The organism is Hymenobacter mucosus, from assembly GCF_900188255.1.
GTDB lineage: Bacteria > Bacteroidota > Bacteroidia > Cytophagales > Hymenobacteraceae > Hymenobacter > Hymenobacter mucosus.
Window position 1 is genome coordinate 148,955 of record NZ_FZNS01000001.1, and the last position, 24,308, is coordinate 173,262.

Annotated in this window: 23 protein-coding genes and 1 riboswitch; of the genes, 9 read left to right on the top strand and 14 right to left on the bottom strand. The window is 58.2% G+C overall.

Annotated elements, in window-relative coordinates:
* The first annotated feature begins 37 nt into the window (after nt 1-37).
* Complete coding sequence (locus CHB83_RS00640; RefSeq protein WP_045689698.1) at nt 38-787, top strand: RNA methyltransferase; 750 nt, start codon at nt 38-40, stop codon at nt 785-787.
* 120 nt (nt 788-907) lie between these two features.
* Here the strand turns inward: CHB83_RS00640 and CHB83_RS00645 are convergent, their stop codons facing one another.
* From CHB83_RS00645 to CHB83_RS00675, 7 genes are all read right to left on the bottom strand, one after another.
* Nucleotides 908-2,050, bottom strand: coding sequence for an outer membrane beta-barrel protein (locus tag CHB83_RS00645; protein WP_045689699.1), 1,143 nt, complete (start codon nt 2,048-2,050; stop codon nt 908-910).
* Nucleotides 2,051-2,077: 27 nt separating this feature from the next.
* Complete coding sequence (locus tag CHB83_RS00650) at nt 2,078-2,902, bottom strand: hypothetical protein (protein WP_089331327.1); 825 nt, start codon at nt 2,900-2,902, stop codon at nt 2,078-2,080.
* Complete coding sequence (locus CHB83_RS00655; RefSeq protein ID WP_045689701.1) at nt 2,883-3,464, bottom strand: RNA polymerase sigma factor; 582 nt, start codon at nt 3,462-3,464, stop codon at nt 2,883-2,885. Before CHB83_RS00655 ends, CHB83_RS00650 begins: the two co-directional genes overlap by 20 nt.
* Before the next feature lie 292 nt (nt 3,465-3,756).
* Nucleotides 3,757-4,116, bottom strand: a complete 360-nt coding sequence (locus CHB83_RS00660) for a CoA-binding protein (protein ID WP_089331328.1) — start codon at nt 4,114-4,116, stop codon at nt 3,757-3,759.
* Between the two features lie 108 nt (nt 4,117-4,224).
* On the bottom strand, nt 4,225-5,802 hold the full coding sequence (locus CHB83_RS00665; protein WP_089331329.1) for an NAD(P)/FAD-dependent oxidoreductase: 1,578 nt from the start codon (nt 5,800-5,802) through the stop codon (nt 4,225-4,227).
* A gap of 139 nt (nt 5,803-5,941) precedes the next feature.
* A complete protein-coding gene (locus tag CHB83_RS00670; RefSeq protein WP_143436949.1) occupies nt 5,942-6,244 on the bottom strand; it encodes a hypothetical protein in 303 nt (100 codons plus the stop codon).
* A 120-nt stretch (nt 6,245-6,364) separates the two neighbouring features.
* Nucleotides 6,365-6,778 carry an acyl-CoA thioesterase gene (locus tag CHB83_RS00675; protein WP_218823158.1) on the bottom strand — a complete coding sequence of 138 codons (414 nt, stop codon included), beginning with the start codon at nt 6,776-6,778 and terminating at the stop codon, nt 6,365-6,367.
* A 187-nt stretch (nt 6,779-6,965) separates the two neighbouring features.
* Nucleotides 6,966-7,160: riboswitch (cobalamin riboswitch) on the bottom strand.
* Between the two features lie 312 nt (nt 7,161-7,472).
* Between CHB83_RS00675 and CHB83_RS00680 the strand changes: the two genes are divergently transcribed.
* Nucleotides 7,473-8,012: a DUF2911 domain-containing protein gene (locus CHB83_RS00680; protein WP_245855245.1), complete on the top strand. Its 540-nt coding sequence runs from the start codon at nt 7,473-7,475 to the stop codon at nt 8,010-8,012.
* Nucleotides 8,013-8,123: 111 nt separating this feature from the next.
* Here the strand turns inward: CHB83_RS00680 and CHB83_RS00685 are convergent, their stop codons facing one another.
* Nucleotides 8,124-9,560 (bottom strand): amidohydrolase family protein, encoded by a 1,437-nt coding sequence (locus tag CHB83_RS00685; RefSeq protein ID WP_179225418.1) that lies wholly within the window; start codon nt 9,558-9,560, stop codon nt 8,124-8,126.
* A gap of 259 nt (nt 9,561-9,819) precedes the next feature.
* On the opposite strand from CHB83_RS00685, the gene CHB83_RS00690 reads away from it, so the two are divergent.
* Nucleotides 9,820-10,362, top strand: coding sequence for a 2'-5' RNA ligase family protein (locus CHB83_RS00690; RefSeq protein WP_089331331.1), 543 nt, complete (start codon nt 9,820-9,822; stop codon nt 10,360-10,362).
* 133 nt (nt 10,363-10,495) lie between these two features.
* Here the strand turns inward: CHB83_RS00690 and CHB83_RS00695 are convergent, their stop codons facing one another.
* Complete coding sequence (locus tag CHB83_RS00695) at nt 10,496-11,473, bottom strand: tryptophan 2,3-dioxygenase family protein (RefSeq protein ID WP_089331332.1); 978 nt, start codon at nt 11,471-11,473, stop codon at nt 10,496-10,498.
* A 257-nt stretch (nt 11,474-11,730) separates the two neighbouring features.
* Here CHB83_RS00695 and sdaAB point away from each other — a divergent pair, with 257 nt between their 5' ends.
* The 6 genes from sdaAB (at nt 11,731) to CHB83_RS00725 (ending at nt 17,981) form a co-directional block, all read left to right on the top strand.
* A complete protein-coding gene (sdaAB, locus tag CHB83_RS00700) occupies nt 11,731-12,411 on the top strand; it encodes an L-serine ammonia-lyase, iron-sulfur-dependent subunit beta (RefSeq protein WP_045689708.1) in 681 nt (226 codons plus the stop codon).
* Nucleotides 12,412-12,578: 167 nt separating this feature from the next.
* Nucleotides 12,579-14,087 carry a TolC family protein gene (locus CHB83_RS00705; protein ID WP_179225419.1) on the top strand — a complete coding sequence of 503 codons (1,509 nt, stop codon included), beginning with the start codon at nt 12,579-12,581 and terminating at the stop codon, nt 14,085-14,087.
* A gap of 118 nt (nt 14,088-14,205) precedes the next feature.
* On the top strand, nt 14,206-15,615 hold the full coding sequence (locus CHB83_RS00710) for an efflux RND transporter periplasmic adaptor subunit (RefSeq protein WP_089331334.1): 1,410 nt from the start codon (nt 14,206-14,208) through the stop codon (nt 15,613-15,615).
* 213 nt (nt 15,616-15,828) lie between these two features.
* A complete protein-coding gene (locus CHB83_RS00715) occupies nt 15,829-16,818 on the top strand; it encodes an NAD(P)H-dependent glycerol-3-phosphate dehydrogenase (protein WP_082455553.1) in 990 nt (329 codons plus the stop codon).
* A 326-nt stretch (nt 16,819-17,144) separates the two neighbouring features.
* Nucleotides 17,145-17,546 carry a DUF4259 domain-containing protein gene (locus CHB83_RS00720; RefSeq protein ID WP_045690386.1) on the top strand — a complete coding sequence of 134 codons (402 nt, stop codon included), beginning with the start codon at nt 17,145-17,147 and terminating at the stop codon, nt 17,544-17,546.
* 6 nt (nt 17,547-17,552) lie between these two features.
* Complete coding sequence (locus tag CHB83_RS00725) at nt 17,553-17,981, top strand: EamA family transporter (protein WP_045690387.1); 429 nt, start codon at nt 17,553-17,555, stop codon at nt 17,979-17,981.
* A 424-nt stretch (nt 17,982-18,405) separates the two neighbouring features.
* Here the strand turns inward: CHB83_RS00725 and CHB83_RS00730 are convergent, their stop codons facing one another.
* The 5 genes from CHB83_RS00730 to CHB83_RS00750 all read right to left on the bottom strand — a co-directional run bounded on the left by CHB83_RS00730 (nt 18,406) and on the right by CHB83_RS00750 (nt 24,304).
* Entirely contained in the window at nt 18,406-20,184 is a 1,779-nt protein-coding gene (locus tag CHB83_RS00730) for a sensor histidine kinase (RefSeq protein WP_089331335.1), read from the bottom strand.
* Nucleotides 20,185-20,286: 102 nt separating this feature from the next.
* Nucleotides 20,287-21,645, bottom strand: a complete 1,359-nt coding sequence (locus CHB83_RS00735) for a sigma-54-dependent transcriptional regulator (protein WP_089331336.1) — start codon at nt 21,643-21,645, stop codon at nt 20,287-20,289.
* Between the two features lie 136 nt (nt 21,646-21,781).
* Nucleotides 21,782-22,534, bottom strand: coding sequence for a hypothetical protein (locus tag CHB83_RS00740; protein WP_143436951.1), 753 nt, complete (start codon nt 22,532-22,534; stop codon nt 21,782-21,784).
* A gap of 42 nt (nt 22,535-22,576) precedes the next feature.
* A complete protein-coding gene (locus CHB83_RS00745) occupies nt 22,577-23,407 on the bottom strand; it encodes an ATP-binding cassette domain-containing protein (protein WP_179225420.1) in 831 nt (276 codons plus the stop codon).
* 120 nt (nt 23,408-23,527) lie between these two features.
* On the bottom strand, nt 23,528-24,304 hold the full coding sequence (locus tag CHB83_RS00750; protein WP_143436952.1) for an ABC transporter permease: 777 nt from the start codon (nt 24,302-24,304) through the stop codon (nt 23,528-23,530).
* Nucleotides 24,305-24,308: the final 4 nt, after the last annotated feature.

The following is a 24,308-nucleotide window of genomic DNA, read 5'->3' on the forward strand; positions in this document are numbered from 1 at the left end:
AAATGCCCTTGAACGGGCTTCTTGTCACGCAACGAATATGGTTTCAAAAGCAGTAGCGAAATACGTGCACGCGCTGCACCTGAAGAAGTACCGGCTCCGGCATGGCGCCTTCCTGGTGGAAGGCGGCAAAAGCGTCCGGGAGCTGCTAAGTTCTGCACTTCTAACGGAACGGTTATTCCTCACGGCCGAATTTGCCGCAAAAATCCAGCCTGAGCTGCCATCGTCCGTACCGGTGGAGGTAGTATCGGAAGAGGAATTGACTCGCCTGGGCACACTGACCACCAACAATACGGCTTTGGCTATTGCCCGCCTGCCGGAAGAAAAAGTATTGGCCCCGGCTCCTAACCAGCTGCTCCTTGCCCTCGACCAAGTGCGTGACCCCGGCAACGTAGGCACCCTCATCCGGCTGGCCGACTGGTACGGCCTTGGGGGCGTTATTTGCTCGGATACGTGCGCCGACCCGTGGGCTCCCAAAACGGTATCGGCCACTATGGGGTCGTTTACCCGGGTACCCGTGTGGCAGCGCGAGCTACCCACTTGGCTCAGTTCGTTGCCGGCCAGCTTACCAGTGTATGGCGCCGACCTGCACGGCGACAACGTGCACCGCCTAACTCTGCAACCGACCGGCGTACTAGTGATGGGTAGCGAGTCGCACGGCTTAACGCCCGAGGTTGAAGCGTGCCTAACGCAGCGCCTGCATATTCCCGGTCGTGGTCAGGCCGAAAGCCTCAACGTGGCAGTTTCGGCGGCTATCCTGCTAGATAATTTCTACCGCAACGTCCAATAAGCAAGTGAGTGCCAGCTAGAGTAGTTACTCCGCAAGTACCTCGCTAATTGGCGTAACCTGCTTGCAAAAACAGCCCCGGCAGAAGCTGCCGGGGCTGTTTGGGATATGAACAATGGAATGCTAATTCAGCAGCGACACGCCAAAGCTGAGGGTTTGAGCCTGAGGGCCGCGGTTGTTTTTGAAGGTGTCATTAAGGTTGTATTTCACGAACAAATCGATGCCGCGCACCCCAATGGCACCTTGCAGGCCATACTGGAAGTCTTCGAGGTTGTAGCTGCCCCGGTCTTTGTCTTTGCGCGTGCGGCCGTCTTCTTCGTACTTAATTTTGGTGTGGGAGCCCAGGCGGTAGCCCACAAACCCGCCCGCCCCAATGCGGAAGGCTTCCTTACCCTTGCTGTTCTGAAAGTTCAGCATAGCTAGCAGCGGCAGATTAATGGTTGTTACGGACAGCTTACTTTTCTCTAGCTCCCGATCCGCGTCGCGTGCAATGGTAGTGCTGGTGCCGTTGTCAAAGAAGCGAAAGTTTTTGTCTAGCATGTAGTTGTTGAACGACAGCTCAGGTCCCGTGAGGAGGTGGAAAGGGGAGCGCCGGGGACCAATGCGGAAATCGTAATGCCAGTTCAAGCTCACGTAGCGTGAACCAATGGGCCGCAACTCGTATTCCTCGCCTACCTGAGCTTCCCGATTTACGAGGGTGTTTAGGCCCAGGTCCACGGAGAAGTCGTTATGCACCGAACGGTTGGCCTTCTCCTCATTCTTGGCCTTGCGCTCCGCAGCCCGTACCGAGTCCGACTTGACCGAGCTGCCAATGCGTACCGACACGTGGTCATTATTGCCGTTGGTGCTTTCGTCTACTGTCACCCCAAACACCCGGCCCAGTGTCACATCCACGTGGTCGGCTGATTTGGTGGTGCCGGCGCCTTCATTGCGCACGGTAATGCGAATCTGCTCTGGCACCTTCTTGCCAGGTTGGTCTTTGGCGGGGTAAAATTCCATCGTCACCTGGTCCGACTTGGAGTTTTTACCGGCAGCTTCTGCCTTGGTAATGTACGTGTCCAGCAGCACCATCAACGAATCGAGCTTGTAGGCGCGCAACTCGCGCAGCTGGGCTTTGTTCTTGACAAACAGTGTCATGGTAGCCTGGTTAGGCAACTTCACGATGATGGTATCATCGGTACGGAAAGTGGGCCGCGCGGAAGCGTGGGATAGGCCGGGCAGCAGGAGCCCCAGCAGCAGAGCGAGAAAGGCAGATGAGCGTTTCATGGTAGTAAAAGGGAGAGAAAGGCTACGTTACAGTTGGATTACTTTGGTAAGCGTACGATGCCCTACCCGGGCTTGCACGGTTACCATCTCCGGCAAGCCAGCCTCAGTCAGGCTCAGCTTGTCGCCGCGTACCACGTTGCGGGCCTGCTGCAGCAAAGACCCTAAGCGGGGCCGGCGGTCTTCCTGGCTAGTGGTAGCCACAGTGGCGGGGCGTACTTCCACTTCAATAGGGCCCATTGGGGGAGAAGTAGACGCGGCCGCTAGGGCTTGCACAGGTCTGATAGGAGTAGGCTCGGAGTTAGCGGCCAGGACCACTTGGGGCTCGGGCGTTGCGGTAGTTGCTGCCAGAGCGGAGCCCGATGCCTTTTCGGCCGGAGGTGAAGTAGTTTCAAAAGGTGAGGCGGGAGTAGGGTGGGCTGCCCGGGTAGGGCGGCTAGCCACGGCAAGGCGGCTGGTTTCCAAGGCTTGGTCCGGTTGTACACCCGCGGACTGGGCTGGAAAACCGTCCGTGGTGGCCACCACGGCAGCCGGCTGCGTGGCCGGGGTTTCTACTGGGCTAGATGGTGAAGTGGTGGGGAGGGTTGCCTCAGAAATAGCTTTTTTTGCTGATTTTTGGGGCGTAATAGTTGCTATAGTCCCTTGCGTAGCGAGGCCCGTGGGGGGCAGCATCACCCACCAGGCGGCACCCAGGAGCGCAAGCAGGGCCACGGCGGCGGCCGCTAGCCAAAGCACTGGGCGCCGACGGCGGGGTTGAATCTCGGCCTCAATTTCGGCCCAGACGAAGGCGGGCGGGGTGGGCGCATGGTCCGCTAGCCGCTCGCGAAACAGCTTATCAATATCTTCCGGTTGCATACAATTCTTTGGGTGAGGAGGTGGAAGGCTGGGCCTGAGCTTCGGCCACCAGGAGGCGGCGCTGGAGCATGGCCCGGGCCTTGCTGAGCTGCGATTTGCTGGTTCCTTCCGAAATACCGAGCAGCTCACCGATTTCTGGGTGGGTGTAGCCTTCCAGGGCGTACAAGTTGAACACCGTACGATAGCCCGCTGGTAGCTCTGCCAGTACGGCTAGCATATCGGCCGCGTTAAGCTGGCTTTCTGCTTCGGCCGCCGTGGCTGGCACGTCGTGCGTCATATCGTCGATGGCTAGGTGGAGGGGCTCTTTGCGGCGAAGCATGCCAAGGGCTTCATTCACTACAATGCGCCGAATCCAGCCTTCGAAAGAACCCTCGTGCCGGTACTGGTCTAAGGCCCGGAACACTTTGGTAAAGCCCATGATGAGGGCTTCTTCCGCGTCTTCGCGCCGGCGCAGGTAGCGCAGGCATACGCCCAGCATGAGCCCGGCGAACCGCTCATAGAGCAGCTTTTGGGCGCGGCTGCTGCCTTGGCGGCAGGCGGCTATGAGGTCGGCGTCAGTCACGAAAAAGAAAGTAAGGTTCGGGCTATAGAAGGACGTTTGATAGGCTAGATGGAAGGTAGATACGGACGGTTGCCTGGCAGTAAGAAAATAGGCCGACTAATTTGCTGTCTTGAGGTAAATAATTGTAAATGAGCTACTAAGTTATGTAGCACCGCGTAGTAATAGCTGAAAGGTAACGCTGCTAAGCACTGCCATTTGCACCCATGTAAAAAACCAGGGGGCAGGCAAATCGTGCACCACGACTGCCTACCCCCTGGGCTATAGTATAGTGTTTTTTGCCGAAGCTGCTGAGTTAGTACTGGCCTACGCTCAGCATAACCAGCGTGCAGGCTTCTTCCGTGCGAATGCCGCGCTCCTGAGCCAGGTGCTCCAGTTCCGGGTTTTCGGTGCCGGGGTTGAAGATGATACGTTTAGGATTGAGGTCCAGAATGTAATCGTACCAGCCCGGCTGGTTTTGTGGGCCTACGTACAGTGTTACCGTGTCAATGTCTTCTGACTGCGGCCGATCAGTATGAATAGGTAGCCCCGCTACTTGTCCTTTTCGGATACCCACGGGCACTACTTCATGGCCGTGGTTTTTGAGCTGATGAACTGCGCGGAAAGAATAGCGAGACGGGTTATCACTGGCCCCGAGAACGAGTGTTTTTTTCATGGGAAAGAGGTGTTTGACGCTCAGGCACATGCTTTAAATAACCGCTGGGAGGTAGCAGTAGGCCACATCCACGGCTGGCACCGCCAGAGCTTTTCGTTCTTATAACGATTATTTGGCCCCAATGGCTGCAAAAGCAGCCTCGGCGCACCGTTCTCCATCCATGGCCGCCGATACAATGCCTCCGGCGTAGCCTGCTCCTTCGCCGCAAGGGAAAAGCCCGCGTACCTCCGGGTGCTGCAGTGTTTCCCGGTCGCGAGGAATGCGGACGGGCGAGGACGTGCGGCTTTCTACCCCCACAATTTGGGCGGCATTAGTCGCGTAGCCCGGAATCTTCTGCCCAAAGTTGCGGAAGCCCTGACGGAGGCGCTCGGCAAGGCCCGCGCCTAGTACTTTGTCCATGGGTACCGAAACGAGCCCTGGCTGGTAGCTGGTTTCCAGTAACTCCGGCGAAATTTTAGCTTTTAGGAAGTCGCCGAGGCGCTGGGCGGGCGCCAGCTGCGTGTTGCCAGCCAACTGGCAGGCACGCTGCTCAATTTCCTGCTGAAGGCGCAGGCCAGCTAGGGCGCCATGCCGCCGCAGGTCCATGTCTTCCAGCTCAATGGCCGTAACGATGCCGGAGTTGGCAAAGCGCGAATCGCGGCGGCTGGGGCTCATACCGTTCACTACCACCTCGCCGGGGGCAGTAGCTGCTGGTACTATAAAGCCGCCTGGGCACATGCAAAACGAGAAAACCCCCCGCTGCCGGTTCTGCCACTGGGTTTGGTGCACTAGGGCGTAGGAAGCCGCCGGAAGCGGCCCTCGGTCGCGGCGGCGGTACTGGGCCTGGTCAATTAGCTCCTGTGGGTGTTCTACCCGTACGCCCAAAGCAAAGGGCTTGGCCTCAATGAGCACGCCCCGCCGGTGCAGCAGTTCATAAATGTCGCGGGCAGAGTGGCCAGTAGCTAGAATAACGGCATCGGCTTCCAGCGCTGCACCCGTAGCCGTTACCACACCGCGCAGGTGGTTATTCTCCAGAATCAGGTCATCAACCCGCGTGTCAAAGTGGACCTCGCCGCCGGCGGCCCGCACACTGTCGCGCAGGGCCTGCACCACGTAGGGTAGCTTGTTGGTGCCGATGTGGGGGTGGGCATCCACCAGAATATCGGGGGTAGCGCCGTGCTGCACCAGCAGGCGCAGAATGCGCTGCACATCGCCACGCTTGGTGGAGCGGGTGTACAGTTTGCCATCGGAGTAGGTACCCGCGCCGCCTTCACCAAAGCAGTAGTTGGAATCGGGGTTGACGAGGTGCTCCTTGTTGAGGGCGGCCAGGTCGCGGCGGCGGGTACGAACATCCTTGCCGCGCTCTAATACAATAGGTTTGATGCCCAACTCAATAGCGCGCAATGCAGCAAACAGCCCCGCCGGCCCGGCACCCACAATTAGAACGGAGCGGGTAGCCCGCTCAACGCTAGGGTACTGAAACCAAGGGCCAAATAAGTCGCGGGGTGGGGGCGTCTGATAGATGTCGGCGCGCAGGCGTACCTGGGGGGCACGGCCGCGGGCATCAATACTGCGCTTGCGCAGGTGCACAAAATCGGCTTCGCCGGGGCGCAGGCCAGCGGCGGCAAGCAGGGCGCTATAGCGCGCTAATTCATCGTAGGCTACTTCGGGCGGAAGCAGCACTTCGATTTCTTGTTTTACAGACATAAAAAACGGGTGAAAGGGAGCTAGCCTTTGAACCTAGAGGGAAAAGCAACTGCAAAACTACGAAAGCCCGGCAGCAAAAACGACTCCTCCGGCCGGGGAGGTTGCCAGCGTTGGAGGAGTCGAGCGGTAGTTGGGGCGGCTACTGGTGGTCAGCAGAAGCCGGGCCGGAGCTAGTGCCAGTGCCGTTTTTGCGGGGCCAGAACTTCTCCATAGATTGGTTGAAAGCCATCAGCACTTGAGAGCGCACCTCACCGGAAGAATGCCGCAGCAAAGTGCCCAGCAGGTTGCGGTACATTTCGGTGGTAGCTTCCAAGCCTTTGGCACTAACTAAGCCGTGATGGAGCAGGTCGCAGTTCGCCGCAACGGAGTTGGCCATAGACTCGGTTAGCTCTTCACGAGCCTGATCCGCTTCTTTAAAGGATTGTTCCAAACGGGCGTTCATTTCAGGGGTATAGGGATGCTCCATTTTTTTGCTGAGAGGAGATGTTCAGGTGCGAGAATCGCTAGTTAACAGCCAACCAGCCCCGAAAGGTTCGGCCCCCTGATAGCCTTATTGCAGAAATTACCCTACGGGCACTTCCTGGTGGCCCAGCACGGAAACCGGACGCTTCTGTTCATCAATGGCGACGAACGTGAACAGACCCGATACCGCTTTAATGCGGTCTTCGGAGTACATCTGCTCCACAAACAAATCCACCCGCACTTGCAGGCTGGTGTTGCCTACGCGAGACACGTTTCCAATTAGCTCTACCAGCGTGCCGCCCGGAATAGGATGGGTGAAGTCTACCTTGTCGGATGATACCGTCACCATTTTGAGGCGGCTGAAGCGGGTAGCTGTGATAAAGGCTACCTCGTCCATCATGTGCAGGGTAGTGCCGCCGAACAAGGTATCGTAGTGGTTGGTGGTGTTCGGGAAAACGGCTTTGAAAATGCGCGTTTCGGCGCGGGCAATTCTTTCTTCGAGCGGCAATGACATAGGAAAAAGGAAAGGAAGTGAAACAAGCACCGGGCTACTGCCCGCTTCCTGAGTGTTCCGCGCGCTGGCTTTTGCCGGGACCCACTGCCGCGCACTGCCGCCGCTCCCCAGCGCTTCCGCTCGGGCCGCCCGGCCATACTACGCCCACAGCAGCACCCAACAAGGACCTTATTTCGCGAAGGAGCCTCATCATAAAGAGCGGCAGGCAGGTCTCCTGACTTGTAACATGCTGCCCGGCCTTCTCACCCCGCAGCGGGGCAATGGCCTATCAAGGGGCAGCACTGGCAAATGGTTACTTACAGTAGCGCGTCTGTCCGGGAATTGCACCCGGTTCCCTTTTCATTCCGACCCACCATCGGAAACCTGCCGCTCGTCTGACTGGAAACAGACAAAGAACGATGGGGCAAAGGTAGCAGAACTCCTCAACCGGGCGCTAGCGAGTTCGTTTCCCTGGCATACGCTTTTCCATTACCGGCTCCTTTTGCTTGGGCCTTTTCGTAATCTTCCGGCTTCTGCCTGGAGTCAAGTCTTGCGGGCTGCCAAGCTAAGATGTACGTGGCTACTTATACTAGTGTCGTCAGGTAGGTGGCTGCGCGCAGCTTTTGCGCGAAACGGTGTCTTTCTGTTGCTCGTGAAAACATTGTTCGGGCTAAGCGCTTTTCGTTCTGTCTCACTCTCTAACCCCATCAACACTATGCGTACGCGCACTTCCCATTTCCTACTGTGGCTGTTGGCCCTCGTTTTCTTTGCTGGCAACGCCCAGGCTCAAACCAAGATGTCCGAGGATAAGTCGAAGCGCCCCAGCCCACCCGCTACCGTAACGGGTGGCACCGGCGCTACAGCCTTCACCATTGAGTATAGCCGCCCCTCGGCCAAAGGCCGCACCGTATTTGGTGGCTTGGTGCCCTACGGAAAGGTATGGCGCACGGGCGCCAACGAGGCAACCACCTTTGAGGTGAAGCAAGCTGTAAAAATCAACGGCCAAGCCTTGCCCGCTGGAAAATACGCCTTGTTCACCATTCCTACTGAGCAGGAGTGGACTATCGTCTTCAACAAAACGGCCGCGCAGTGGGGCTCGTTCAAGTACGACCAGGCTCAGGATGCCCTGCGCGTGACGGTGAAACCCACCAAAGCCAGCACCCCCGTGGAGCAGTTCACCATTACCTCTGACAAAGCGGGTACTGTGACAATGGCCTGGGAAAACGCACAGGCTAGCTTTAAGGTAACCAAGTAGCAGTAATCTTTCGTCTACTAGCTGGGCACAGTAACCGAAGCGGCCGCCGTTCTTGCTCTGGAAGCAGGAGCGGCGGCCGTTTCCGTGGAAGCCCGGTAGCTGAGTAGTTTCTTAGTTCAGACCCACCTTGCCCTGCATGGATTCAAAGAGCTTGGCCGAGTCGAAGCCCACGCCCTTTTTAAAGACGGTTTCCATGCGGCGTACCTGCTGAATGTCCTGCTCAGGGTCACCGTTGATGAGCACGACATCGGCCTGTTTGCCCACTTCAATGGTGCCTATTTCCTTCTCGCGGCCCAGGTAGGTAGCCCCGTTCAGGGTGCAGATTTTGATGGCTTGCACAGGCGTGAAACCAGCTTCTACCAGTAGCTCTATCTGGCGGCGGTTGGAGTAGCCCGCAATGGTGCGCCCGGCTCCGGTAGGGTCGGTGCCCGCCACAAGCAGGCCTCCAGCATCGTAGAACTGCTTTTCCCAGGCCATTTCCTTTTTAAACAGGCGTATGCTGGCGGAATCCTTCTGCTGATTCTGCTGCCAGGTGGCCGTTTCGCGCTCTTGCAACTGCGGAATCAGGGCCGACAGTCCTCCGCCGAGTACTACCTCCCGGCCCGTGTAGGGCTCAAATACCGGCAGGGTGGAGGTCAGCGCTACGCGCTTGCCCACAAGATAAGAAATTAAACTTTTCATCTCCGGGCTGTTCACTGGCAGTTGCAGTAGCGCCTGGCGGGCGGCGGGGTAGTCGGCCACGTCAGGCGCTTTGTTAGGCACAAAGTCGGCGCTAGCCATGAAGCCGTGCTCTAAGTTGTCGATGCCCAGGTCGGCTGCCTCCCGGTAGGTAATGGAACACAAGTGGCCCGTGACTTTCAGGTGGCGCGGGTGCGCTACCCCTACCACGGCAGCTAAGTCGGCGCGGGTGGCGTGCATATACATTTTAAAGGACGTGCAGCCTTTGTTGGCCCAGAAGGTGGCTGCTGCCGTGGCTTCCTCCGGCCCCTTAATGGTGTTGAGGGCCGGAATATCCATGCCGGGCTCTTCCATATAGGGCGCCGTCACGTCCATTTCGGGTCCGATGAGCTTGCCTTCCCCAATCAGGCGCTGGATGGCCAAGTCGGTTTGGGGCTCAATGCTGCCTGCGGTGCGGATGGTGGTGGCACCCCCAGCCAAGTAGAGCCGCGGGAAAGAATACGGCATCTGGGCAATGTTGAAGAAGCCGCCCGCGGGCATGGTATAATAGAGGTGCTCGTGCAGCATCACCAGGCCCGGAATCAGGGTTTTGCCGCTGCAGTTAATGACCCGAGCCCCAGCCGGCACCTTCACCTTTTTAGTAGGCCCTACTTGCACAATGCGGCCCTGCTGCAATATTACCGTTTGATGCGGTTGGGCAGGGCGCCCCGTGCCATCGATTACCTTGGCATCGGTGAGGGCGACCGTGGGGCTGTTGACGCTGATGTATGGCTGTACCTGGGGCGTGAACTGCTGGGCCGCCGCCGCGTGGGCACCGATCAGCCAGCAACTGGCCGCAATGAAAGCATGACGATACGTAGAGAAGGTCATAAGTAGTGAGGAGACTAGCGAAGCCGGAAGATAATGCGGTGGCCGAGAGGGCACGGTGGCACTGACCATTTTGTGCTCTGTGGTCAGCAAAGAAGTAGAAATCGTACGTAGTAAGAAGCCCTTCTCTCGTAATGCCTTTCAGTTATGTCGGTATCTGGACGTAGCCAAGCGCAACCCCAACCCGGGAGAGTGACGGTCCTGCTGTGAGGCATTCATCATTACGGCTGGACAACCACACATTCTATACGTTGATAGACCTATGCAAGCACTGTATTTGGTGGCTCTGCTACCCCCGGAGCCAGTATTCTCCGAAACCTGGGCCTTGAAACAGCAGGTGCACACGCTCACAGGTAGCCGCAATGCCATCCGGCTACCGCCGCACATCACGCTGCTACCTCCCATGCGCCACCCCGATGCCTTTGAAGAAGCATGCACCGCCACCCTAACGGATTTTGCTGCCTCGCAGGAGCCCTTTGAAGTTGGCCTACGCAATTTTGCCTGGTTTGGAAACCGCACTCTATTCGTGCATGTGAGCGAGCCACGGGCCGTGCAAGCCTTTCATGCCCGACTTACGGCGTGGTGTGCGCAGCACCTACCCGAAGTGCCCCGCGAAAACCGTCCTTTTACACCCCACCTCACCCTAGCCACCCGCGACCTACCCTCCGCGCAAGTGCCCGAACTGCGCCAGCTATTTGCCGGGCAAACGTACGCCGCTACTTTTCTCGTAAACAATTTTACCCTGTTCCGCCACAACGGCCAGCAGTGGCAGCCTCGGGCTACCTTCCGGCTTGGCGGGGCATAGTATGCCTTCGTTCCCATACTTGCCCCGCATTCTGATGAGTAGGCAGCTAGTACAAAAGCCAGGAACCTGGACTACCTTGGGCAGGTGGTCCAGATTCCTGGCTTTTGTACGTATTTAAGAGCTAAGGAGTGCCTTACGCAAATTCCTCACCCAGCACGCTTTCCACCCAGCCTTTGCCCCAGTCTTCCAGCTCTTGGGCGGTCCAGAGCTGAGGATAGAAAATGCGCCGTTGAAACTTGGGTGGTAGGTACTTGCGCCAGTTGGTGCCTCCAGTAGCCGCAATGGCATCGGGGTGGCGCTCCAAATAGCGTACCGCCGATTTGTAGTGCATCAGAGGCCAGTTTACGTTCACGTTCACGTCGAGCTGCTTTAGCTGCCGCAGCAGGCGGGGGTGCTGCTGGTCCTCGGTGGGAAGGCGCTGCACCACGGCCCACAGGTTACGGTCGAGGTACTGGCGGGCGTGTTCTACTAGGGTGCTGGTGTATTTCTCCTCGAACTGTAGCAGCGTCAGGGCTTTGGCGCCGGTGTCTTCCACAGTAGCCCCCGATTTCCAGTAGATGCAGCCCAGCAACTCGTCGTGGGCTGCGGCCTCGCCCAGCAGGCGGCGCTGCTCTTCGGGCACCAGATTGGTGAGGCTAGTGCTGGCCAGCTCAATCATGCGGTACTGCACGCTTTGAAAGCCGGAGGCTGGCATCAAACTCATCCGAAACTGCAGAAACTGCTGCTTGTCCATCCCATCCACCATCACATCGAATGAGTCGATCAGGTTCTCGAAGTAGCGGTTCACGCGGCCCACGCGCAGCACTACTTCTTGCAGGGTAGGCGCCGCTAGGTCGCCGAGCTGCTCGTACTCACAGAGGCAGAGCTTAAAGTACAGCTCCGTAATCTGGTGGTACATAATGAAGATCCGCTCGTCGGGAATCTGAGTGAGAGGGCGCTGCAAGCTCAGCAGCGTATCCAGCTGAATATAGTCCCAGTAATTGACGTAGTCGGCGTAGTACAGCCCTTCCAGGTAGGCGGCTAGGTCTTGGCCGTCGGCGGCGTACTTGGCCTGCAGGCGGCGGAGCTGCTGCCAGACGGCGGGTGAAAATTCCTCTTCGGGAGTAGTCATGGAGTAGGAGGGAGCGGGAGAGAAATGAAAAACACCTGGGTGGATGCACTTGCAAAGAACGAAAAACTGCGGATTAGGAAAGTAAGCAGGCTAGGCGGCGGGTAGTTGAAGCCCCGCCTAACGTAGAAAACAGAACCTTGCGTTGCGTAACGCCCCCGGCCTTTCTGGCCCCTCTCAAACTAGTTTAGGAAGTTGTGCCGCTAGGGTACGGGCGGGGCTTCGCTGGCATCACCTAAACTGCTACCTTTACCCCCTATATGGCGGAGAAAAGCAGCATTTTTGATATGATTGGGCCCGTAATGATTGGGCCTAGCTCCTCACACACGGCGGGGGTAGTGCGCATTGCGCAAGCGGGCATCCGAATTCTGGGCTCCCTGCCCACTCATGCCACAATTACCTTCTACAACTCCTTTGCCCGCACCTACGAGGGCCATGGCTCCGACCGCGCCATTGTGGCCGGCCTGCTAGGTATGGCTACCGACGACGTGCGCATTCGCGAAGCCTTTGACCATGCCAAGGAGGCCGGCTTGCAGTACACCTTCCAGAGCGTAGGCAATGCCTCTACCATGCACCCCAATACTATTCGCCTGCAACTGCGTGATGAGCGCTCGGGGCACATGGTGGAAGTAGTAGGACAAAGCCGGGGCGGCGGCGTTATCCGCATTGTGGAGGTGGATGGCTTCCCCGCCGACTTCTCCGCTTCCTTGCACACGCTCATCATTGATGCCGACGATGTGCCGGGTTCCATTGCCTTTATTGCCTCCGTTATTGCCCACGACGAGTGCAACATTGCCACCATGTTTGTGTCGCGCAAGGGCAAGCACGACGCGGCTCGGCAGTTTATAGAAACCGACTCGGGCCTGCGCGATATCACCCTGGAATACCTACGGCAGTTGCGGTGGGTGCACCGCGTCACGTATATTCCTACCATTGATTAAGGGTGTAACTAGCCCGGTTAGAGGCTGATTCTGCCTACTTAGTTGAATAGCATGGCACGGGAGCCGCTGCGGCTAATACCTTTGGTGGCCTTAGGCCACCGCCCGGGCTGTTGCGCTGCTCCGCTCGTGGGGTAGCATTCTGCATGAACGTAAGCCCTATATTTCATATGAAGCGTTGTTACTGGTTGATGATGGGCCTCTCGACGGGTCTGTTGGCGGCGCCTGCCGTGGCCCAAACTACACCGCCCGCCCAGCCCCCGGCTGGCTCCCTCTCCGCCGCCACCCCCGCCGGGCCGTGGTCATTGCAGCGCTCCATCGACTACGCCCTGCAAAACAACCTTACTGTGCGCCAGCAGCAGCTTACCTCGGAGTTGCAGAATGCTACGCTGCGCCAGAGCCGGGCGGCCCTCTTACCCTCGGCCAACTTATCGGGCACCCAAGCCTGGAACTACGGTACCAGCCTCGACCCTCTGACCAACGACTTTGTTAGCCAGACCATTCGCTCGAATAACTTCTCGGCCAACTCTCAGATCACGCTATTCTCGGGCTTTCAGCTCCGCAACACCGTTAAGCGCAATGCCCTCGACTCGGAGGCGAGCCTGCTGGATACAGAGAAGGCCCGCAACGACTTGTCCCTGAACGTCGCCTCGGCGTTTTTGCAACTGGTGTTGGCTGAGGAGCTCGTGCGTACCAACGAAGTTCGGGTGAACAGCACGCGCCAGCAGGTGGAGCGTACGCAAAAGCTCTTGCGGGCCGGCTCCATCCCGGAAAGTAACCTGCTCGATATTCAGGCCCAGCAGGCTTCCGACGAGCTGAACGTCATCACGGCCCAAAACCAGCGCGACTTGGCCCGCCTCTCGCTCACGCAGCTGCTCAACCTGCCGTCGCCTACGGGCTTCCAGATTGAGGTGCCGGAGCTGGCCGACCCCGATGATGAACCGTTGTTGGAAGCGGACCCCGATGGTACCTACCAAACCGCGCAAAGCCTACTACCTGAAATTAAGGCGGCAGACCTGCGCGTACGCTCCGCCCAGCACAGCCTCGATATTGCTCGCGGCGGCTACTACCCGCGTTTGGCCTTTGGAGCCGGCATTTTCACGGGTTTCTCATCGTCGCGGCTGGCGCGGGTGTTCAACGGCGACTCCACCGACGTGGTTCGGGTACCTATCTTTCAGAACCTGAGCGGCCAGGATGTGCCGTCGCCCTTCTATGCCCTGCAACCCAAGCAGGCCATTCCAGAGCTGTTGCCATCCAGGTTCTCCAACCAACTGAAGGACAACTTGGGTAAAAGCCTGCAATTCTCCCTGCAGGTACCCATCCTCAACGGCTTGCAAACGCGCACGAGCGTGCAACGGGCCCAGATTTCCATTCAGCAGCAGGAGCTGCGCGCCGAGCAGGCCCGCCTCACGGTGCGCCAGAGCATTCAGCAGGCCTATGCCGACGCTATTGCGGCCCAGCGCCGCTACTTCTCGGCCCGTCGCCAAGTGGAAGCGCTGACAACGGCCTACCGCAACGCCGAAATCCGTTTTAACAATGGGTTGCTGAACGGCACGGAGTTCAACATTGCCAAAAACAACCTCACGGCCGCCGAGTCGACGATGATTCAGGCCAAATACGAGTTTATATTCCGCCGCAAGGTGCTCGACTTTTATCAGGGCCGCCCACTTGCGCTGTAGCGTGAGGGGGCGTTAGGCAGTGTGCAGGCAGCAGAGTAAAACGTCACTACCCTTCTGAACCTCCAAGGCCGACCTCTAAGAGCCGAAAACCAAGACTCCAAGAACCTAAGAAGCAAACATGAAAAACAACCGCGGATTATACATTCTGGTAGCCGTAGTAGTGCTAGTACTGGTGGGGGTAGTTATCGGGAAGAAGCAAGGCTGGATTGGCCAGCCGGCGGGCACGGAAGTGCTGGCGGCCAAGGCTGCTCCGCATACCATCGTCAAGAAAGTTAGCGCCTCTGGGAAAGTGCAGCCCGAAACAGAGGTAAAGATTTCGCCGGACGTTTCCGGTGAAATTACTGAGCTGTACGTGCAGGAGGGCGACTCCGTAAAGAAAGGCCAACTGTTGCTGCGTATTCGTCCCGATAACTACCAGGCTGTAGTAAGCCAGCAAAGCGCAGTAGTGGGCACCCAGCAGGCCAACGTGGCTCAGACCCAGGCCCGGCTGCAACAGTTGATTGCCAACGCGCGTCAGACGGAACTCACCTACCGCCGTAATGCCTCGCTTTACAAGCAGAAGGTAATTTCCCAATCAGACTACGAGGCTAGCAAGGCCGCGTATGAAGCCTCCCAGGAGGAAATCAACTCAGCCCGGCAGAGCATTCGGGCGGCGCAAAGCAGCGTACGGAGCGCCCAAGCTGGCCTGGAAGAAGCCCGCAAAAACCTTAACAAGACCACCATTTACTCGCCCGTGAGCGGCACAGTGAGTAAGCTCAACGTGAAAAAGGGAGAGCGGGTAGTAGGTACTTCGCAAATGGCGGGCACGGAAATCATGCGAATTGCCAACCTCAACAATATGGAGGTGCTGGTGAGCGTAAACGAAAATGACATCATCAACGTCGACCTGGGCGACTCAGCCGATGTGGAAGTGGACAGCTATACCAGCCAGGATCAGAAATTCCGGGGCGTGGTTACCAGCATTGCTAACACCGCTAAAGACGCCCTCACGGCCGAGTCGGTAACAGAATTTGAAGTGAAAATTCGCTTGCTGCCGGAGTCTTACCGCCACTTGCAGCGCACTGTGCAGGGGCGCACTATTATTCCGTTTCGTCCCGGCATGACGGCCTCCGTGGATGTCATCACCGACCGCAAAGCCAACGTGCTGAGCGTGCCGCTGCTTTCCGTAGCCACCCGCTCCGATAGCACCGAGGCTGCTGACGGTAGCAACCAGCCGGGCGCTCCGGCCGTGCGCGTAGGCAGTGGAGCCGCTGGCGGCTCCACGCAACCCGCCGGCCCCAAGCCAGATATTCAGTCGGTGGTGTTCCTGATTCGGAACGGTAAGGCGCTAATGACACCCGTAAAAACAGGTATTAGTGACTTGCAGAATATCGAAATCGTGAGCGGCATTCAGGCCGGCGACGAGGTAGTGAGCGGTCCGTACCGAGCCGTAGCCAAAACGCTTAAGGATGGTGCCACTGTTGTTATCAAAGACGCCAAGTCTCTCAATAAAGCAGTGCTGAAAGAGGAAGCCGACGCCGACAACTAACCAAGGTAGGCAAAAGTGAAAGCAAGTAGTTGCTCACCTTGCCTGGAGTTGGAAAGCATGAGAATCAGGCACTCCCGTGCCAGACGAGAGGCCGCCCTTTACGGAAAGGGTCGGCCTCTCGTTTTTTTTGCCTAAACTGCCCCGGTTCGGCCAAAAAAGGGGAGTGCTGCCTTACTGGCCAGCGTCATTTTCTGTGTTATTACCTCTACCTGCTTGGAAAAAATAGCCATGCTTGGCGGCGGCTCTTGGGCCACTGCTCTCACCAAAATACTTTCTGAAAACGGCGCCCGCGTGCACTGGTGGATGCGCAGTAAGGATGACGTGCAGCACCTAGTGCGCACCCGCCACAACCCGCGCTACCTCTCGTCGGTGGCCCTGGATTTGGACCGCGTGCGTCCCACCACTGACCTGGAGGAAGCCGTGCGCGACGCCGACTGGCTGGTGCTGGCCGTGCCCGCCGCCTTTGTGCAAAGCACCCTGGAAAAGCTGGACCGCGACGAGCTAAAGAACAAGCGGGTAGTATCGGCCATCAAGGGCATGATTCCGGGAAAAAATGTGCTGGTGACAGATTACGTCGCCGAGCGGTTTCGGCTGCCGCACGCGCGCCTAGGCGTCATTGCCGGCCCCTGCCACGCGGAAGAGGTAGCCCTGGAAAAGCAGAGCTACCTTACCATCGGCTCGCCCGATTCGGAGCTAGCCGAAGACTTCTGCCGCATGCTGCGCAACCGCTACGTGAAAGCCAACCCGGCACCTGACTTGGACGGAATAGAGTACTGCGCCGTGATGAAAAATATCATTGCTCTCACCGGAGGCATTGCGCACGGCCTGGGCTACGGCGACAACTTTCAGGCGGTACTGGTAAGCAATGCCGTACAAGAGATGCGCCGCTTTGTGCACGCGCTCAACCCCCAACCCCGCGACTTATCGGCCTCCGCCTACCTCGGCGACTTGCTGGTAACGGCATATTCGCAGTTTTCCCGCAACCGCACCTTCGGCAACATGGTAGGGCGGGGCTACTCCGTAAAATCGGCGCAGATGGAAATGAACATGGTGGCCGAGGGATACTATGCCGTCAAGAGCATTTACGAGCTGAACAAGAAGCTGCAAGTGCCCATGCCCATCACCTCGGCTGCCTACCATATACTGTACGAGAAAATTTCGCCGGCCATTGAGATTGAGCTGCTCAAGGAGAAATTCCGGTAAACACGGCCGGCTCCCGCAGGCTATCTAGTTTCTTCTTCCAGCTTGATAGCAGCAACCAGCTAGCTTGTATCGGTCTACTGTTGAGCAAGTGGTTAGTGGTCGCGTGCTGATTATGAGCATGTTTCGGGAATAAGCATTGCAACCAAGGCCTTGTTGAAAAGAACACTGTGTAGGACCACGTGCCGAAACAGCTAGCCATGCAACCAGTAGCACTTATGCAGATTAAGAATACATTTATTCATTGTAGACCGCCATGCGCGTAAGAAAGGACTGCACGAGCTATGCGTGCCGATCGGAATTACGACGTACATCTAAACCTTTTGCACATGAGTACTTGGGGATATTACAATTTTGACAACGATACGGCCGCAGACTTTGCTGGTGCTTTCCGCGACAATCCTGATGAAGCCAGTCTAGCCGATGCCCTGCAACGAGCCGCCAATGGCGACCAAGATATTGATGCCACAGCGGCCAGCGAAGCACTAGCTGCCGCCGAAATTGTGGCGGCTATTCAGGGCCACCCGGCGCAAGACTTCCCCGCCGACCTGATTCTAGTGATTCGGCAGTTGAACCCTGCGGCCAGCACCGACTTGCGCAAGATGAGCCGCAAAGCGGTGAAAGCCATTGCCAAACACTCGGAGTTGCAGGAGTTGTGGGCGGGTAGCGAAGACAGCAACAACTGGCAGGAGCTGCAGAAAGACCTGGTGCATCGCCTCAAGGAAGACTAACCCAATATGCATTGGCTTTTCCTGGCCTTGCTCACGGCGCTGTGCCTAGCTAGCTATAATTTCTTTATCAAGCTGGCGGCCGAACACATTGCCCCGGCGGCTGGGGCAGTCATCTTGCAGCTAGTGGCCGCGGCACTCGGGAGTATGTGGCTGGTGTGGTTGCGCCTCAAAGGCCAGCCACTTGACCTAAGCACGAAAGGCGTGAGCTTGGCCGTGGCCGCTGGGCTCGGTGTAGGGCTTGCCGAGATTCTCACCTTCATTGTGTTCAGCCGTGGCGTGCCTTCCTCGGTTGGTACTCCCGTAATTGTGGGGGGCTCGGTGCTGCTTACAGCCTTGCTTGGGCTGGCCGTGCTACGCGAAACGCTGTCGTTGCCGCAGGCGCTTGGCTTGGTGTGCATTGTGGTAGGAATTGCCCTCCTAGCTCGGGGTCATTAGGCTATGCGGTGAGCTAACTGACGGGCCCTGCATCTACGTGCTGCTATGTGGTAATTTTCCACGCAAAAGCCGAAGGGCGTATTACACGCTTCTTCGGCTTTCGGGCTTGGTTGTGGAAAGGGGGCGGATGGCTAGTTCCCCAGGTAAAACTGGGGAGCCGTAGTGATACACAAAAGTGCGCTCCTGTAGCACCCCAACCAAGGCCGTACCAGCAGTATTTGTGACACGGGCATGGGCAGAAAAGGCTCGTGCTAGTTAGCCTTACAATACGGCTTGAACTGAAAACCAAGGCGCTAAGGGGGTAGAAATATGCCTAATTCAATGAATTTGTGACATCGCCTTATGCGTATGTCTAGGCGGCCTTGCCGTCTCATACCGCTCTCGTCTGCTTTTCACTTGGCGCTCGGCTTCGTTCTTACCGCAATTAGCTTGCGCGTGGTAGCGTAAACCGAAATTGACTGCCTTCGCCTGGCGTGCTTTCAACCCACAAACGGCCACCTTGCGCCGTGATGAACTCCCGGGAAATACTCAGCCCCAGCCCCGACCCGCCCTTGTGTCCGCTGGCGTTGGGTATTTGCGCAAAGCGCTGAAAGATTCGTTCGTGGTATTCGGCTGGGATACCGGGCCCGCAATCCTGCACGCTGATTTCCAGCTGCTCAGGGTATTGCACCGCCCGCACTGTAAGCACTGCCCCGCGGGGCGAGTAGCGGATGGCATTTGCCAGCAGATTGATTAGTACCCAGGTAGTCTTTTCTACGTCGGCGCGGGCGGTAGAGAGTCCAGCGGGCAGCTCCACCCGCAGTTGCAGTTCCTTGTCATCAAGCTGGGGCTGCACCGTATCGGTGGCGTACTCAACTACTGCGGATAGGGTAATAGGCTGCAAGTCAAGCTGAATGCCGGCCCCGGCGTCGAGGCGCGATACTGCTAGCAACTGGCCTACCATGCCCAGCAGACGCTGGGTTTCGTCGCGGATACCGTCGGCGATGCGCAGGCGCTCCTCCGGGTCGGTGCGCTCGTCCTGCAAGAGCATGAGGCTGAGGTTGATGCTGGCCAGGGGCGTTTTTAGCTCGTGTGAGACCGTAGCCAGGAAATTCGACTTTACTTCATCCAGCTTCTTGAAATCCGACACGTTGCGCAATGATAGAATGTGCCCCACAAATTCGGTGCGAGCAGTTTCGCGGTTGCGCGACACAATGTGGTTCACGGTTAGCTGGTAGTAAGCAACCTCCCCATCGGGCCGCGTAATGGTGAGCAGCACGGGTGGTAGTGTTTCCTCCGCTCGAACCGAGTGTTGGGCTAATAGAGGCTGAAACAAGTCGCGCAGTAACGACGATTCCCGACTCAGGTCCTCGGCGCGTTGGCCCACTAAGTCGGCGGCGGTGCGACCCAGCAGTTCCCGAGCTACGGGATTTGCCAGTAGTACGCACCGCTCGGGGTCGAGTAGCAACAGGCCTTCATCTAAGTGTTCAATTAGGCTTTCCAGGCGGCTGCGTTCAGTTGCCAAGGCTGCCCGCGTGACGCTCCGTTGGTCCTGCATGTAGCCGAAGGCACGGTTCAGCGCTAGGGCAACGGCGCCCACTTCATCATTTTTGGCAATAAACACAGTAGTAGTGGGGCCGGGGCTGGCCACGTCCTCCACGTCGGCGCGCAGACGACGTAATGGCCGCAGCACTATTCGGGGCAGGCGCACCACTAGGGCCAACCCCACGGCCACGCTCAGCAGCAGCAGCAGCCCCACCATGCCCCGAGCTTGGGTTGCCGTTGTAGCTGCGGCGCGGGTTTGGTGGTTAAACGTCTTGGCGTTTAGCTGCATCATCCGGTGCGTTTCAGCTTGCAATAGGTGCAGGGTAGCGAGTTGCTGGGTGTTGGGGGCCCGGTCATCCACAAGGCGCTGGTAGTCGGCCACGTGTTGGGTCAGGGTATCAACTAACTCCAGCTCACCTGCTTCGGTAATGTTGGCTGCTTCGCGCGTGAGAGCATGCCGAAGCTGCGCGAGGGGCGGGCCCAGCGTAGGTTGTTCCCGTAGCTGCTCCAGCGCCGAAAGCATCTGCTCCCCATACTCAAGGGAGCGGAAGTTGGCTTGTTGGGCGTGCTGCGCCCCAACGCTCAGCCGCTGAATAGTAAGAATTGTATATCCACCCAAGCCCAGCAACAGGGTCAGCAGCAGGGCAATGCCAAGGCGGATTTTGAGTTTAAGCGACATGAGGAATCAGTACAGCTAGGCGGATAACTGCCAACCGGAGGATTTTGCGTGTTCGAAGGATTCCGGCGACGGAAGGAGGTATGCTTCTGCCCGCCCAACCCTCTACAACCCGTACTCTTGCACTTTGCGGTAAAGGGTTGTGATGCCAATGGCGAGGCGGCGGGCGGCTTCGGTTTTGTTGCCTTGCACCTGGTAGAGCACTTGGCGGATGTGGCGAGCTTCCACGGCGCGCAGGCTTTGGTCGGCAGGGTCAGCGTCGGGGCTGAGTGGGGAAGGCAGGGCGTGGAACTCGTCGGGGAGGTAGCCAGCGGACAGGGGCTGGTCGGCAGGAGCGAGGATAGCGGCGCGTTCCAGCACGTTCTTCAGCTCGCGCACGTTGCCGGGCCACTCGTAGCGCTGCAGCAGCTCCACACATTCAGGCTCTAGACCGGGCAGGCGCTTGCGCAATTGAGCCGCGAAATGCTGTAGGAAGTACTCGGCCAGGGCGGGTACATCAGTGGCGCGCTCTTGCAGGCTGGGCACATTGATGGTGAAGACGGAAAGGCGGTAGTAGAGGTCGGGGCGGAAGTGGTGGGAGGCAGCTTCGAGCTTGAGGTTGCGGTTGGTGGCGGCCACGATGCGCAGGTTGACGCTGGTGGGCTTAGTGTCGCCGAGCTTGGTAAACTGGCGGGTTTCGAGCACGCGCAGGAACTTGGCCTGCACGTTGAGTTCGAGCTCACCGATTTCATCCAGGAACAGGGTGCCGCCGGTGGCTTCTTCCAGCAGGCCCTTCTTGTCGGCGAGGGCGCCGGTGAAGGCGCCTTTCTTGTAGCCGAAGAGTTCGGATTCGAGCAGGTCTTTGGGAAAGGCGGAGCAGTTGAGGGCCACGAAGGGCTTGTGCTGGCGGGCGCTGGCGTGGTGGATGGCCTGGGCGAAGAGTTCCTTGCCGGCGCCGGTGGGCCCTTCCAGCAGCACCGTGCTATCCGTTGGCGCTACCTGGCGGGCCAGGTCTTGGGCGCGGCGTAGGGCCGGAGCCCCGCCAATCATACTCTCGAAGCTGTAGCGCTGGCCCATGCGTCGCTCCAACTCCGCTACGCGGCGGCGCAGGCGGGCTTTTTCGGCCGCCCGCTCTACCACTACCACCAGTTGTTGCTCGAAGTCGCCCTTGGTAAGGTAGTCGAAGGCACCTTGCTTCATGGCCCGTACCCCATCAGGGATGGTGCCGAAAGCGGTAAGCAGCACGATTTCGATATCGGGTGCCTTGGCCTTAAGCCGTGGAATCAGGTCTACGCCGTGGGCATCGGGTAGCTTCACGTCCGACACCACGACCAGCACGGAATCGGCGTGTTGCTGGAGCAGCTCCAGGCCGCGGCTGGCATCGGGGGCTTGCAGCACGGCGTAGCCTTCGAGTTCCAGCACCCGCGCCAACAGCTGGCGCAGGCGGGCTTCGTCGTCAATCAGCAGAAGGGTACCGGAGGGCATGGAGGGGAAGTAGTAATGAGTAGTTAACTAGTAAGACGTAGGCCTTCGGGTGCGAAAGTATCAGCTTGCGGCGTGAATGATACCGAATGGTGATAGTGCCTCAGGAGTGAGGAGGCTGATACTGTGGGCCACTTGGTTACTTACTCGCTCTGGCGGCTGGTTTGCGCTGAGGTGCTTTGCGTTTGGGTAAATTCTCTCGGACCTCGGCCGCCGTAGCTAACTCGTCCAGGTAAGGGCGGGGCGTTGTATCCTCTTCGTATTGGGGCCGGCCGGTGCTGCTTAGCCCCGCGTATTTAAAAATCATCGTTTGGTAATGCGTCTTGCGGCCAATACGCCATTGACCGTCCATCTTGAATTCTTCCCGAAGACTGCATTCCAGCAAGGTCAGCAACTCCTTTTGCCCGTCTTCATCAACGTCGGCAAAAAATAGAGAAGCCAAATACGTTTTATCACCCATAAACGGCTCTGGCGGAAGAATTTGGACAGCGTAGGTATTGGCTTCAATCGGGTCTAATATGAATAGGTCGTTCCCGTACTCATTATCGCCACTACCAAGCACGAAGAATAGCTGTTTACCAAATGCGCTTGGCCGCCACGCATAGGCAACAAGGTCGCCGGACGCGGGGAAGGAAACGGGTAGGACACGTTTTAGAAAGGTTGTGTCGGCCTCACCAGGCTGACGATGAGCTATTCCCTGCTGAATGGTTTGAGCTTCCAGTTGCTGCGCTGTTTGGCTGAACGCTGCTGGGAGGAAGAAAGAACTCCCCGGTATTCCTAGCAGGAAAAAGGTTGCTAATAGGAGCCGGCGACACATAAAGTTTGCAATACATAAGCGGATAACAGGAAATACTAACAGCGAAGGTAAAACGAAGTCGTTCAGCTGCTCCAACTATAACAGACAAGACGCTTTCTGGGCCAGCATAACGTTCTGCTACGCACTCTGCCGAATCTCATCTTTCAAGTGCTCCACGAAGCGGTTAAACTCCGGTTCGGCTTCCACGTTTTCGTGCCAGGCCAGGCCCATTTCGGCGAGGTTGTACTGGTGCTGGGGGCTAATGGTAGCGCCGGGGAGCAACTGGCCGCTGGCGTCCCGTTCGTGGCCCAGGAGCCAGAGGCGGTCGGCTAGGGCGGTGGTGGTCTGAATGTCGTGGGAAACGATGACGACCGTGTTGAGCTCGTCCATAGTCGTGACTTCGAGGATGATTTGCTTGACCTCGTCAATCATGGCTACGTCGAGGCCGGAAAAGGGCTCGTCGAGCAGGATGAGGTGGTCGGAGCAGAGGAGCTGCTGAGCAATGGCGGCGCGCTGGCGCTGCCCGCCGGAGAGGTGGGCCGGGTATTTCTGGCGGTGAGCCGTGAGTTGAAACCGCTCCAAGTAGAAAGCAGCTTGCCGGCGGGCTTCGGCTACATCGGGATAGTTGCGGGCGGCGGCTACCAGCAGGTTGTCGTGTAAGGTGCGGTGGTTGAACAGGGGGTACTGCTGCTGCACGAAGCCCACCGCGCCCGGAGCTACTTCGTGCTGCTCCTGACCCACTAGCACCGTGCCGCTGCTCGGAGCCATTAGTCCCGCCATGATGCGGCACAGTACCGATTTGCCCATGCCCGAGCGGCCGTAGAAGCCGACCACCTGGCCCTGGCTCATGCCCGGCCGGCACACGTCCAGCACCTGGGCCGAGATGTCGCGCAGGATGGTTTCGCCCGCAAATTGCATGGACACATTGTCGAGCGTCAGCACCGGGGCTTTGTAGAAATAAGGGGTCATGGCCGTGAAATGGTAAACTAATAGGCTAAGGAGTGTGGCATTTTGGCTACTCCCGAATGTCATGCGGCTCGGGATGAGATTCGAAGATGTGTGAATACACGTGTGCCTATGTGCTTCACCCTACTGCGCCGAAGCCAACCCGGAGTAGGGAAAGAACACCCGGCGCAGGAGGCCAAAGAGGTAATCCTGGGCGGCACCGGCCGCGAGGATGACGAGTTGGATGGCGACTACCCCATCGAGGTGGAGGTAGCGGTTTTGCTTGTAAAGCAGCAGCCCAATGCCGCCTTCCGATTGATAGAGCGTTTCCACCAGGGTAATCATCGTCCAGATGATGGCGAAGTTCTGACGGACTACCTCCAGCATGTCGTCGAGCTTGCCCAGCACCACTACCTCCCAAAAGCTGCGCCACTCGCCCAGCCCCAGGGTGCGGGCATGGTCCATTTCCTGCTGGGTGGTTGTCAGGATTACGCTCGTCATGCCCGTGACGAGGTAGACGGTGGTGGCGAAAATCAGCACTGAGAGCTTCACTTCGTGGCCGGAACTCACCATTAGGGCCATAAAAAAGGTTAGGCCCGTGAGGGTGAGGTAGCGCATCTTGGAGGCCGCATAAGCCAAGGGGCGGAAGAAGGGTAGGGCCGTGAGGTAGGAAATGAGCAGGGCCAGCACCGTGGCAGTGCCCAAAGCTTGGAGGGCCGTGGTCATACTGGCCCACAGCTCCTGAACCAGCCCTTGGGTAGAGACCAGGTCAGCCAAGGCCCGCAGTACGTCGCTTAACGAAGGAAATAAGCGCAGTGGATAAAACAGCCACAGCAGCAGGAGCCCGGCCCCTTGCGCCGCGGCCATCAGCGCAAATGTGGTGCGGGGTACGCGGCCATTGAGGAGGAAGAGGGATTTCATGCGG

What these genes read in the sequence shown, in the direction of transcription:
- CHB83_RS00665 (WP_089331329.1), bottom strand. Translation starts at nt 5,802, where the DNA reads ATGTCTGTAAAACAAGAAATCGAAGTGCTGCTTCCGCCCGAAGTAGCC.
- CHB83_RS00640 (WP_045689698.1), top strand. Translation starts at nt 38, where the DNA reads ATGGTTTCAAAAGCAGTAGCGAAATACGTGCACGCGCTGCACCTGAAG.
- CHB83_RS00725 (WP_045690387.1), top strand. Translation starts at nt 17,553, where the DNA reads ATGCATTGGCTTTTCCTGGCCTTGCTCACGGCGCTGTGCCTAGCTAGC.
- CHB83_RS00690 (WP_089331331.1), top strand. Translation starts at nt 9,820, where the DNA reads ATGCAAGCACTGTATTTGGTGGCTCTGCTACCCCCGGAGCCAGTATTC.
- CHB83_RS00660 (WP_089331328.1), bottom strand. Translation starts at nt 4,116, where the DNA reads ATGAAAAAAACACTCGTTCTCGGGGCCAGTGATAACCCGTCTCGCTAT.
- CHB83_RS00730 (WP_089331335.1), bottom strand. Translation starts at nt 20,184, where the DNA reads ATGTCGCTTAAACTCAAAATCCGCCTTGGCATTGCCCTGCTGCTGACC.
- CHB83_RS00685 (WP_179225418.1), bottom strand. Translation starts at nt 9,560, where the DNA reads ATGACCTTCTCTACGTATCGTCATGCTTTCATTGCGGCCAGTTGCTGG.
- CHB83_RS00745 (WP_179225420.1), bottom strand. Translation starts at nt 23,407, where the DNA reads ATGACCCCTTATTTCTACAAAGCCCCGGTGCTGACGCTCGACAATGTG.
- CHB83_RS00750 (WP_143436952.1), bottom strand. Translation starts at nt 24,304, where the DNA reads ATGAAATCCCTCTTCCTCCTCAATGGCCGCGTACCCCGCACCACATTT.
- sdaAB (WP_045689708.1), top strand. Translation starts at nt 11,731, where the DNA reads ATGGCGGAGAAAAGCAGCATTTTTGATATGATTGGGCCCGTAATGATT.
- CHB83_RS00675 (WP_218823158.1), bottom strand. Translation starts at nt 6,778, where the DNA reads ATGTCATTGCCGCTCGAAGAAAGAATTGCCCGCGCCGAAACGCGCATT.
- CHB83_RS00710 (WP_089331334.1), top strand. Translation starts at nt 14,206, where the DNA reads ATGAAAAACAACCGCGGATTATACATTCTGGTAGCCGTAGTAGTGCTA.
- CHB83_RS00695 (WP_089331332.1), bottom strand. Translation starts at nt 11,473, where the DNA reads ATGACTACTCCCGAAGAGGAATTTTCACCCGCCGTCTGGCAGCAGCTC.
- CHB83_RS00720 (WP_045690386.1), top strand. Translation starts at nt 17,145, where the DNA reads ATGAGTACTTGGGGATATTACAATTTTGACAACGATACGGCCGCAGAC.
- CHB83_RS00650 (WP_089331327.1), bottom strand. Translation starts at nt 2,902, where the DNA reads ATGCAACCGGAAGATATTGATAAGCTGTTTCGCGAGCGGCTAGCGGAC.
- CHB83_RS00735 (WP_089331336.1), bottom strand. Translation starts at nt 21,645, where the DNA reads ATGCCCTCCGGTACCCTTCTGCTGATTGACGACGAAGCCCGCCTGCGC.
- CHB83_RS00670 (WP_143436949.1), bottom strand. Translation starts at nt 6,244, where the DNA reads ATGAACGCCCGTTTGGAACAATCCTTTAAAGAAGCGGATCAGGCTCGT.
- CHB83_RS00645 (WP_045689699.1), bottom strand. Translation starts at nt 2,050, where the DNA reads ATGAAACGCTCATCTGCCTTTCTCGCTCTGCTGCTGGGGCTCCTGCTG.
- CHB83_RS00680 (WP_245855245.1), top strand. Translation starts at nt 7,473, where the DNA reads ATGCGTACGCGCACTTCCCATTTCCTACTGTGGCTGTTGGCCCTCGTT.
- CHB83_RS00705 (WP_179225419.1), top strand. Translation starts at nt 12,579, where the DNA reads ATGAAGCGTTGTTACTGGTTGATGATGGGCCTCTCGACGGGTCTGTTG.